This window comes from Klebsiella sp. MS 92-3, assembly GCF_000195655.1.
Lineage (GTDB): Bacteria > Pseudomonadota > Gammaproteobacteria > Enterobacterales > Enterobacteriaceae > Klebsiella > Klebsiella pneumoniae.
The window spans coordinates 5,514-16,259 of sequence record NZ_GL882769.1 but is presented as its reverse complement, the minus strand read 5'-3'; the positions used below and the strand labels follow the sequence as shown (position 1 = coordinate 16,259).

Genomic DNA, 10,746 nt, shown 5'->3' with positions numbered 1-10,746 from the left:
GGCTGCCCCGGCCTTCCGGGAACGTCTCAGAGATTTTGAGGCCGTCAACACCGGCAGTTTCAGCAGCCCAGGGCGGCAGTGCGTAAACGGCCGGTCCTGGAACAGTAGGTCAGGTAAGCGTAGCGCCACCTGACAAGACTACATCTCGATCTCAATATCGCCTTTCGCCCGGCAGCAGCAGGGCAAAATTTCCCCCGGCTGGATAAAGGCCAGCGGCTCGGTCAGCCAGTCAACCTGGCCGGAGACCAGACGCGTGCGGCAGGAGCCGCAGTAGCCTTCGCGGCACTGATATTCGACGTTGATATTATGCGACTCCAGCGCCGCCAGCAGGGAAGGGTGTTCATCCTGACACTCAAGGCGAGTGTCAGAGATTTTCAGGAAGATCCGCTTCATTACAGCTGGAAGTTACTCAGATCGTCGGCATCGACTTCAGAATCGATCTGGCCGACGAGATAAGAACTGACTTCCACTTCCTGCGGCGCCACCTGAACGTTGTCGGAGACCAGCCAGGTGTTGATCCATGGGATCGGGTTGGAGCGGGTCTGGAACGGCAGATCGAGGCCCACCGCCTGCATGCGGATATTGGTGATGTACTCGACGTACTGGCAGAGAATATCTTTATTCAGGCCGATCATCGAGCCGTCGCGGAACAGGTAGTCCGCCCACTCTTTCTCCTGCTGCGCCGCCAGCACGAACAGGTCATAGCACTCCTGCTTGCACTCTTCGGCGATTTCCGCCATTTCCGGATCGTCGCTGCCGGAGCGCAGCAGGTTCAGCATATGCTGGGTGCCGGTCAGGTGCAGCGCTTCATCGCGGGCGATCAGGCGGATAATTTTGGCGTTGCCTTCCATCAGTTTGCGTTCGGCAAAGGCGAAGGAGCAGGCGAAGCTGACGTAGAAGCGGATCGCTTCCAGGGCATTAACGCTCATCAGGCACAGATAGAGTTTCTTTTTCAGCTCGCGCAGATTCACGGTCACGGTTTTGCCGTTGACGGTGTGGGTGCCTTCGCCCAGCAGATGCCAGTAGCTGGTCATCTCGATCAGCGAATCGTAATAGTGAGAGATGCCTTCCGCACGTTTCTGGATCTGCTCGTTGGTGACGATGTCGTCGAACACGGTCGCCGGGTCGTTGACGATGTTGCGGATGATGTGAGTGTACGAACGCGAGTGAATGGTCTCGGAGAAGGCCCAGGTTTCTACCCAGGTCTCCAGCTCCGGGATGGAGATCAGCGGCAGCAACGCCACATTCGGGCTACGGCCCTGGATGGAGTCGAGCAGCGTCTGGTACTTCAGGTTGCTGATGAAAATATGTTTTTCATGTTCCGGCAGCGCCTGGTAGTCGATGCGATCGCGGGAAACGTCAACCTCTTCTGGGCGCCAGAAGAAGGAGAGCTGCTTTTCAATCAGCTTTTCAAAGATGTCGTATTTTTGCTGATCGTAGCGGGCCACGTTAACCGGCTGGCCAAAAAACATAGGTTCCAGCAGCTGATCGTTTTTCGTCTGTGAAAAAGTGGTGTATGCCATTGAAGTGAGTCCTGTTGAACTGTATTGCCCGGCAGGAATGGGTTGGCCGGGCCTACACAAACGTAGGCCGGGTAAGCGTAGCGTTACCCGGCAAAAATACCTTAGATCTTACAAGCGCCGCTTTCGCAGCCGTCGTCCTGGATGGACGGGGCCAGGTCATCCTGGGCGTCTTCAGCGCCATCACGGGTGTTGTGATAGTACAGCGTTTTGACGCCGAATTTATAGGCGTTGAGCAGGTCTTTGAGCAACTGCTGCATCGGCACTTTTCCGGACGGGAAGCGTGTCGGATCGTAGTTAGTGTTGGCAGAGATCGACTGGTCGATAAACTTCTGCATGATACCCACCAGCTGCAGATAACCGTCGTTGTTCGGCATCTCCCACAGCAGCTCGTAGGCGTTCTGCAGGTTTTCGTAATCCGGCACCACCTGGCGCAGGATACCGTCCTTGGACGCTTTGATACTCACGTGGCCGCGCGGCGGCTCAATGCCGTTGGTGGCGTTGGAGATCTGCGACGAGGTCTCGGACGGCATCAGCGCGGAGAGCGTTGAGTTGCGCAGGCCGTGAGTTTTAATGGACTCGCGCAATGCTTCCCAGTCGTAGTGCAGGGGTTCGCTGACGATGCCGTCCAGATCTTTCTTATAGGTATCGATCGGCAGGATGCCCTGCGCATAGGTGGTTTCGTTGAACCACGGGCAGGCGCCTTGCTCGATAGCCAGCTCGTTAGAGGCCTTCAGCAGATAGTACTGAATCGCTTCGAACGTTTTGTGCGTCAGGTTGTTGGCGCTGCCGTCGGAGTAGCGTTTGCCATGCTTCGCCAGATAGTAAGCGAAGTTGATCACGCCGATACCCAGCGTACGACGCCCCATCGCACCGCGTTTAGCCGCCGGGATGGGGTAATCCTGATAGTCGAGCAGCGCATCCAGAGCACGCACCGCCAGCACCGCCAGCTCTTCCAGCTCGTCGAGGCTGTCGATAGCCCCGAGGTTGAAGGCCGACAGGGTGCACAGCGCGATTTCGCCGTTTTCGTCGTTGACATCTTCCAGCGGTTTGGTCGGCAGGGCAATCTCCAGGCACAGGTTAGACTGACGCACCGGGGCGACTACCGGATCGAACGGGCTGTGGGTGTTGCAGTGGTCGACGTTCTGGATATAGATGCGGCCGGTAGAGGCGCGCTCCTGCATCATCAGCGAGAACAGCTCAACGGCTTTAATACGCTGCTTACGAATGGTGTCGTCCTGCTCGTACTGGGTGTACAGGCGCTCAAACTCGTCCTGATCGGCGAAGAAGGCGTCATACAGGCCCGGGACGTCGGAAGGGCTGAACAGGGTAATATCGCCGCCCTTCAGCAGACGGGTGTACATCAGCTTGTTGATCTGTACCCCGTAGTCCATGTGACGAACGCGGTTGGCGTCGGTACCACGGTTGTTTTTCAGCACCAGCAGGCTTTCCACTTCCAGATGCCACATTGGGTAGAAGAGGGTTGCCGCGCCGCCGCGCACGCCGCCCTGCGAGCAGGATTTCACCGCGGTCTGGAAATGCTTGTAGAACGGAATGCAGCCGGTGTGGAAGGCTTCGCCGCCGCGGATCGGGCTGCCCAGCGCGCGAATGCGCCCGGCGTTGATGCCGATGCCGGCGCGCTGGGAAACGTATTTCACAATCGCGCTGGAGGTGGCGTTGATGGAATCCAGGCTGTCGCCGCACTCGATCAGCACGCAGGAGCTGAACTGACGGGTTGGGGTACGCACGCCGGACATGATCGGCGTCGGCAGCGAGATTTTAAAGGTGGACACCGCGTCGTAGAAACGCTTGATATAGTCCAGACGCGTTTCGCGCGGATAGTTCGAGAACAGGCAAGCGGCGACGAGAATATAGAGGAACTGCGCGCTCTCATAAATTTCGCCGGTGACGCGGTTTTGTACCAGATACTTGCCTTCCAGCTGTTTAACGGCTGCGTAGGAGAAGTTCATGTCGCGCCAGTGGTCGAGGAAACCGTCCATCTGCTGGAACTCTTCTTCCGTGTAGTCTTCCAGCAGATGATGATCGTATTTACCTTTCTCAACCATCTTCACCACGTGATCGTAGAGCGCCGGCGGCTCAAACTGACCGAAGGCTTTTTTACGCAAATGGAAAATCGCCAGACGCGCGGCGAGGTACTGGTAATCCGGCGCGTCGCGGGAGATCAGATCCGCAGCGGCTTTAATAATGGTTTCGTGGATGTCCGCGGTTTTGATGCCGTCATAGAACTGGATATGGGAGCGCAGTTCTACCTGGGAAATCGAAACGTTATTCAGTCCTTCTGCCGCCCAATCCAGTACGCGATGGATTTTGTCGAGATTGATGCGCTCGGTGGTCCCGTCGCGCTTTGTCACCAGCAGACTCTGATTCATGTGGATTTTACCTGTCCGTGAAAGAAAATATCCCCCGTTTATCCACAGAAGGCCGTTGTGACTAACTCTGTGGATAAATACTATATGTAGGGGGTTGTCGATAAAAGAAACGCTATATGGTGAGTATTTTAGTAAGGAATCTTTTGAGTACAAGGGTTGATTTTGACGTTAAATTGAGGTTGCGGAAGGGTAATAATCCGCAAGTCCACGTCGCATAAGGCCTGGAGAAGAAGTCAATAAAACAGAAAAAAAAATGAAAATTTGATCGAGTGCTGATTTCTTCATCGGAAGAAATAATCACGCGGCTTGATGCCGCGCAATCATCATAAGCGGAGGTGCTGACCTCAGTCCTGTTTGGCGGTTGTATGCAACATATAGTTAACATCAACCCCCGGCGCTAACTTGAAGGTATTGGTCAGCGGATTGTAATGCAGACCGATGATATGCTGCTCTTTCAGAGTAGTCTGATCTACCCAGCCCAGCAGCTCGGCCGGCTTGATAAACTTCTTCACATCATGAGTGCCTTTGGGCACCATCTTCATGACATATTCCGCCCCGACTACCGCCATCAGCCAGGCCTTGCCGTTGCGGTTGATGGTGGAGAAGAAGACCTGGCCGCCGGGCTTCACTAACCGCGCGCAGGCGTGCACCACCGACTGCGGGTCGGGGACGTGCTCCAGCATCTCCATGCAGGTCACGACGTCATACTGCTGCGGGTGCTTCGCGGCATGTTCCTCAACTGTTTCCTGAACATAGTCTACCTGAATACCGCTCTCCAGGGCGTGCAGCCTGGCGACCTGCAGCGGTTCGGCCCCCATGTCCAGCCCGGTGACCGTCGCGCCTTCGCGCGCCATGCTCTCGGCGAGGATGCCGCCGCCGCAGCCGACATCGAGGACTTTTTTACCGAACAGGCCGCCGGAGCGTTCGGCAATATAGCCCAGCCGCAGCGGGTTGATGCGGTGGAGCGGTTTGAACTCGCCCTCCAGATCCCACCAGCGCGAGGCGACGGCTTCGAATTTGGCGATTTCAGCATGATCGACGTTAGGGGCTACCGACGTTTTTTCGGCATTCATGGGCGCTTTTACTCCTTTTCTGTTCAGACCTGCGAGTATATCAGCAGCGCGCCATGAATAAACCGTATTGCTTTACCTCTATTAGCGCGGCTGTGTTATAATTTGCGACCTTTGAATCCGGGATACAGTAGAGGGATAGCGGTTAGATGAGCGACCTTGCGAGAGAAATTACACCGGTCAACATTGAGGAAGAGCTTAAGAACTCTTATCTGGATTATGCGATGTCGGTCATTGTTGGCCGTGCGCTGCCGGATGTCCGAGATGGCCTGAAGCCGGTACACCGTCGCGTACTTTACGCCATGAACGTATTGGGCAATGACTGGAACAAAGCCTATAAAAAATCAGCCCGTGTCGTTGGTGACGTAATCGGTAAATACCACCCGCACGGCGACTCCGCGGTATACGACACCATCGTGCGTATGGCGCAGCCGTTCTCGCTGCGTTACATGCTGGTGGACGGCCAGGGTAACTTTGGTTCCATCGACGGCGACTCCGCCGCGGCGATGCGTTATACCGAAATTCGTCTGGCGAAAATCGCTCATGAGCTGATGGCCGATCTTGAAAAAGAGACGGTCGATTTCGTCGACAACTATGACGGTACGGAGCGTATTCCGGACGTCATGCCGACCAAAATTCCTAACCTGCTGGTGAACGGCGCCTCCGGGATCGCCGTAGGGATGGCCACCAACATACCGCCGCATAACCTGACGGAAGTGATTAACGGCTGTCTGGCGTATGTTGACGATGAAGACATCAGCATTGAAGGGCTGATGGCGCATATTCCTGGCCCTGATTTCCCGACCGCCGCCATTATCAATGGCCGTCGCGGCATCGAAGAGGCCTACCGCACCGGTCGCGGTAAAGTGTACATCCGCGCGCGCGCGGAAGTGGAAGTGGACGCGAAATCCGGCCGCGAAACCATCATCGTGCACGAAATTCCGTATCAGGTGAACAAAGCGCGCCTGATCGAGAAAATCGCCGAGCTGGTCAAAGAAAAACGCGTGGAAGGCATCAGCGCGCTGCGTGACGAGTCTGATAAAGACGGGATGCGCATCGTGATTGAAGTGAAGCGCGATGCGGTAGGGGAAGTGGTGCTTAACAACCTCTATTCCCAGACCCAGCTGCAGGTCTCCTTCGGCATCAACATGGTAGCTCTGCACCATGGTCAGCCGAAGATCATGAACCTGAAGGACATTATCGCCGCGTTTGTACGCCACCGCCGTGAAGTGGTGACCCGTCGTACGATTTTCGAACTGCGCAAAGCGCGCGACCGGGCGCATATCCTCGAAGCGCTGGCCGTTGCGCTGGCCAACATCGACCCGATTATCGAACTGATCCGTCGCGCGCCGACCCCGGCAGAAGCGAAAACGGCGCTGGTTGCCCAGGCGTGGGATCTTGGTAACGTCGCGGCGATGCTGGAGCGCGCCGGGGATGACGCCGCGCGTCCGGAATGGCTGGAGCCAGAGTTCGGCGTGCGCGACGGTAAATACTATCTGACCGAGCAGCAGGCTCAGGCGATTCTGGATCTGCGTCTGCAGAAACTGACCGGCCTTGAGCATGAAAAACTGCTCGACGAATATAAAGAGCTGCTGGAGCAGATCGCGGAGCTGCTGCACATTCTCGGCAGCGCCGACCGTCTGATGGAAGTGATTCGCGAAGAGCTGGAGCTGATCCGCGACCAGTTCGGCGACGAACGTCGTACCGAAATCACCGCCAACAGCGCTGATATTAACATCGAAGATCTGATCAACCAGGAAGATGTGGTGGTCACCCTGTCGCATCAGGGGTATGTGAAGTATCAGCCGCTGACCGACTACGAAGCACAGCGTCGTGGCGGTAAAGGCAAATCGGCAGCGCGCATTAAAGAAGAAGACTTTATCGACCGCCTGCTGGTGGCTAACACCCATGACACCATCCTCTGCTTCTCAAGCCGCGGCCGTCTGTACTGGATGAAGGTCTATCAGCTGCCGGAAGCCAGCCGCGGCGCGCGCGGTCGGCCGATCGTCAACCTGCTGCCGCTGGAAGCCGATGAGCGCATCACCGCCATCCTGCCGGTCCGCGAGTACGAAGAGGGCGTCAACGTCTTTATGGCGACCGCCAGCGGTACCGTGAAGAAAACCGCGCTGACCGAGTTCAGCCGTCCGCGTTCCGCCGGTATCATCGCGGTCAACCTGAACGAAGGCGATGAGCTGATCGGCGTCGATCTGACCTCTGGTCAGGATGAAGTGATGCTGTTCTCCGCGGCCGGTAAGGTTGTACGCTTCAAGGAAGACGCCGTTCGCGCCATGGGCCGTACCGCCACCGGCGTACGCGGTATTAAGCTTGCGGAAAACGACAGCGTCGTCTCGCTGATTATTCCACGCGGCGAAGGCGCGATCCTGACGGTGACGCAAAACGGTTACGGTAAACGTACCGCGGCGGCGGAGTATCCGACCAAGTCGCGTGCCACCCAGGGCGTTATTTCGATCAAAGTCACCGAGCGTAACGGTTCCGTGGTCGGCGCCGTGCAGGTGGATGACTGCGATCAGATCATGATGATCACCGACGCCGGGACGCTGGTGCGTACCCGCGTTTCCGAAGTGAGCATCGTGGGCCGTAACACCCAGGGCGTGATCCTCATCCGCACCGCGGAAGATGAAAACGTGGTAGGTCTGCAGCGCGTGGCTGAGCCGGTGGATGATGAAGAGCTGGATGCCATCGACGGTAGCGCGGCAGAAGGCGATGATGATATCGCCCCGGAAGCGGATACCGATGACGACATCGCCGAAGACGAAGAATAATCGTCCGAGGTAAATGTTCTGGAAGGGCCGGGTATTTTCCCAGCCCTTTTTGCATTAACATTGCGGCAAAGCCGGTTTACCGCTACCTTAACCGCATTCTGTTGAGTCCCTGACGGCCGAGCATCGCCACATTGAAATATCTTGCCTCTTTTCATACAACCCTGAAGGTTTCACGTTATCTGTTCAGAGCGCTGGCGGTATTGCTGTGGCTGCTTATTGCGTTTGTCTCTGTGTTTTATATCGTCAACGCGCTGCACGAGCGGGAAGCCGAAATCCATCAGGAGCTTAATCTCAACGCCGATCAGGCCCAGCGCTATATCCAGCGTACCGCGGATGTAATGAAAGAGCTGAAGTATGTCGCCGGTAATCGCTTGTCGGCAGGGGACGCGGTAGCGCAAGGGCAAAACGGCGATATGGCGGTGCCCAACTTTGAACCCCTGTACCCCGATTCCGACTGCAGCGCGATGAGCGCCACCTGGCGTAATTCGCTGCAGTCGCTGGCATGGTTTATGCGCTACTGGCGGGATAATTTTACTGCCGCCTACGACCTTAACCGCATCTTTCTCATCGGCAGCGATAACCTCTGCATGGCCAACTTTGGCCTGCGGGACGTGCCGATTGAGCGCGATCAGGCGCTGAAAGTCCTGCATCAGCGCATAGAGCAATATCGCAACGCGCCGCAAAACGAGCGCGGCAACAACCTGTTCTGGATAAGCCAGGGCGTTCGCCCCGGGGTGGGCTATTTTTACGCCCTGACGCCGGTCTATATGGCCAATCGCCTGCAGGCGATGCTGGGCGTGGAGCAGACCATCCGCATGGAAAGCTTCTTTACGCCGGGCAGCCTGCCGATGAGCGTGACGATCTTTGACGATAACGGGCAGCCGCTGATTTCGCTGGCCGGTGCGGAAGGTAAAATCCAGAGCGAAGCGAAGTGGATGCAGGAGCGGATGTGGTTTGGCTACAGTTCGGGTTTCCGCGAGCTGGTGCTGAAAAAAAGCCTCTCGCCGTCCTCCCTGAGCATCGTCTATTCCGTCTCGGTAGATCAGGTGCTGGAGCGGATCCGTATGCTGATCATCAATGCTATCGTTCTTAATATCCTCAGCGGCGCGATGCTGTTCGCGCTGGCGCGGATGTATGAGCGGCGCATTTTTATCCCCGCGGAGAATGACGCCCAGCGCCTGGAAGAGCACGAGCAGTTCAACCGCAAAATTGTGGCTTCTGCCCCGGTAGGGATCTGTATTCTGCGCACTGCCGACGGGACCAATATTCTCAGTAATGAACTGGCGCACAACTACCTGAACATGCTGACCCACGAGGACCGCCAGCGGCTGACGCAGATCATCTGCGGCCAGCAGGTCAATTTTGTCGACGTGCTGACCAGCAACCATACCAACCTGCAGATTAGCTTTGTTCATTCACGCTATCGCAATGAAAACGTCGCCATTTGCGTGCTGGTGGACGTTTCCGCCCGCGTGAAAATGGAGGAGTCGCTGCAGGAGATGGCCCAGGCGGCGGAGCAGGCCAGCCAGTCGAAATCGATGTTCCTGGCGACCGTTAGCCATGAGCTGCGTACCCCGCTGTATGGCATCATCGGTAACCTCGATCTGCTGCAGACCAAAGCGTTGCCGAAAGGCGTCGATCGCCTTGTGACGGCGATGAACAACTCCTCCAGCCTGCTGCTGAAAATCATCAGCGATATTCTTGATTTCTCGAAAATCGAGTCCGAGCAGTTGAAGATCGAGCCACGGGAGTTCTCTCCGCGCGAAGTCATGAACCATATCTCCGCTAACTATCTGCCGTTGGTGGTGCGCAAGCAGCTGGGCCTGTACTGCTTTATCGAGCCGGACGTTCCGGAACAAATGTCCGGCGACCCGATGCGCCTGCAGCAGGTGATCTCAAATCTGCTCAGCAATGCGATAAAGTTCACCGATACCGGCTGTATTGTCCTGCACGTCCAGTGCGCGGGGGATTATCTGCAGATTAGCGTTCGCGACACCGGAGAGGGGATCCCGGCGAAAGAGGTATTGCGCCTCTTCGATCCTTTCTTCCAGGTGGGGACCGGCGTGCAGCGCAATTTTCAGGGCACCGGCCTTGGCCTGGCGATCTGTGAAAAACTGATCAGCATGATGGATGGCGATATTGCTGTCGAAACCGAGCCGGGGATGGGTAGCCGCTTTACCATCCGTATTCCTCTGTATGGCGTGCAGAATACCTCACCGGTGAGCAGAGACGGTTTCGCTGGCAAGACCTGCTGGCTGGCGATTCATAACACTTCGCTGGCGATGTTCGTCACCTCGCTGCTCAGCTACCACGGCCTGACGGTCCGCCGCCATGCCGGCGAAACGCCGGACGCCGAGGATGTCTTACTCACTGACGATGAGGCGCTGAGCGGATGGCAGGGAAGGGCCATGGTCATCTTCTGTCGCCGTCATATCGGTATTCCGCAGGAGCGGTCCGCCGGCGAATGGCTGCACAGCGTGACGACTCCCCACGAACTGCTGCCGCTGCTGGGGCGTATTTTCCATGTTGCGCTCGCCAGTGCGGAAAATAGCCCGGCGCTGATGGCCCCGGAGGCGCAGGCCGGCAATAACGACGACATGATGATCCTCGTGGTCGACGATCACCCGATCAACCGCCGCCTGCTGGCGGATCAGCTGGGTTCGCTCGGCTACCAGTGCGTGACCGCGAACGACGGGATCGACGCGCTCAACGTCCTCAGCAAGCAGCACATCGATATCGTGCTCAGCGACGTCAACATGCCTAATATGGATGGTTATCGCCTGACGCAGCGCATTCGTCAGCTTGGCCTGACGCTGCCGGTGATTGGCGTAACGGCCAATGCCCTGGCGGAAGAGAAGCAGCGCTGTCTGGAATCGGGGATGGACAGTTGTCTGTCCAAGCCGGTCACCCTCGACGTACTGAAGCAAACGCTGACGGTATATGCGGCGCGGGTGCGTAAAGGGCGGGAATAATGGGGAGCTCC

Annotated in this window: 6 protein-coding genes; 2 read left to right on the top strand and 4 right to left on the bottom strand. The window is 57.0% G+C overall.

Annotation, left to right across the window (positions count from 1 at the left end; all coding sequences use genetic code 11):
- Nucleotides 1–138: 138 nt before the first annotated feature.
- The 4 genes from yfaE to ubiG form a co-directional block, all read right to left on the bottom strand.
- On the bottom strand, nucleotides 139–393 hold the full coding sequence (gene yfaE, locus HMPREF9538_RS20505; protein WP_004140836.1) for a class I ribonucleotide reductase maintenance protein YfaE: 255 nt from the start codon (nucleotides 391–393) through the stop codon (nucleotides 139–141).
- Entirely contained in the window at nucleotides 393–1,523 is a 1,131-nt protein-coding gene (gene nrdB, locus HMPREF9538_RS20510) for a class Ia ribonucleoside-diphosphate reductase subunit beta (protein ID WP_004140835.1), read from the bottom strand. The genes yfaE and nrdB overlap by 1 nt, the downstream gene beginning before the upstream one ends.
- A gap of 101 nt (nucleotides 1,524–1,624) precedes the next feature.
- Nucleotides 1,625–3,910 carry a class 1a ribonucleoside-diphosphate reductase subunit alpha gene (gene nrdA, locus HMPREF9538_RS20515; RefSeq protein ID WP_009307388.1) on the bottom strand — a complete coding sequence of 762 codons (2,286 nt, stop codon included), beginning with the start codon at nucleotides 3,908–3,910 and terminating at the stop codon, nucleotides 1,625–1,627.
- A 344-nt stretch (nucleotides 3,911–4,254) separates the two neighbouring features.
- Entirely contained in the window at nucleotides 4,255–4,983 is a 729-nt protein-coding gene (ubiG, locus tag HMPREF9538_RS20520; protein WP_002913014.1) for a bifunctional 2-polyprenyl-6-hydroxyphenol methylase/3-demethylubiquinol 3-O-methyltransferase UbiG, read from the bottom strand.
- 146 nt (nucleotides 4,984–5,129) lie between these two features.
- On the opposite strand from ubiG, the gene gyrA reads away from it, so the two are divergent.
- Entirely contained in the window at nucleotides 5,130–7,763 is a 2,634-nt protein-coding gene (gene gyrA, locus HMPREF9538_RS20525) for a DNA topoisomerase (ATP-hydrolyzing) subunit A (RefSeq protein ID WP_004140833.1), read from the top strand.
- 131 nt (nucleotides 7,764–7,894) lie between these two features.
- Nucleotides 7,895–10,735 (top strand): two-component system sensor histidine kinase RcsC, encoded by a 2,841-nt coding sequence (gene rcsC, locus HMPREF9538_RS20530; RefSeq protein WP_002913009.1) that lies wholly within the window; start codon nucleotides 7,895–7,897, stop codon nucleotides 10,733–10,735.
- The last annotated feature ends 11 nt before the right edge of the window (nucleotides 10,736–10,746 follow it).

Bases quoted from the DNA above. Each gene is read 5' to 3' on its own strand.
- yfaE (WP_004140836.1), bottom strand. From the start codon at position 393: ATGAAGCGGATCTTCCTGAAAATCTCTGACACTCGCCTTGAGTGTCAG.
- nrdB (WP_004140835.1), bottom strand. From the start codon at position 1,523: ATGGCATACACCACTTTTTCACAGACGAAAAACGATCAGCTGCTGGAA.
- nrdA (WP_009307388.1), bottom strand. From the start codon at position 3,910: ATGAATCAGAGTCTGCTGGTGACAAAGCGCGACGGGACCACCGAGCGC.
- ubiG (WP_002913014.1), bottom strand. From the start codon at position 4,983: ATGAATGCCGAAAAAACGTCGGTAGCCCCTAACGTCGATCATGCTGAA.
- gyrA (WP_004140833.1), top strand. From the start codon at position 5,130: ATGAGCGACCTTGCGAGAGAAATTACACCGGTCAACATTGAGGAAGAG.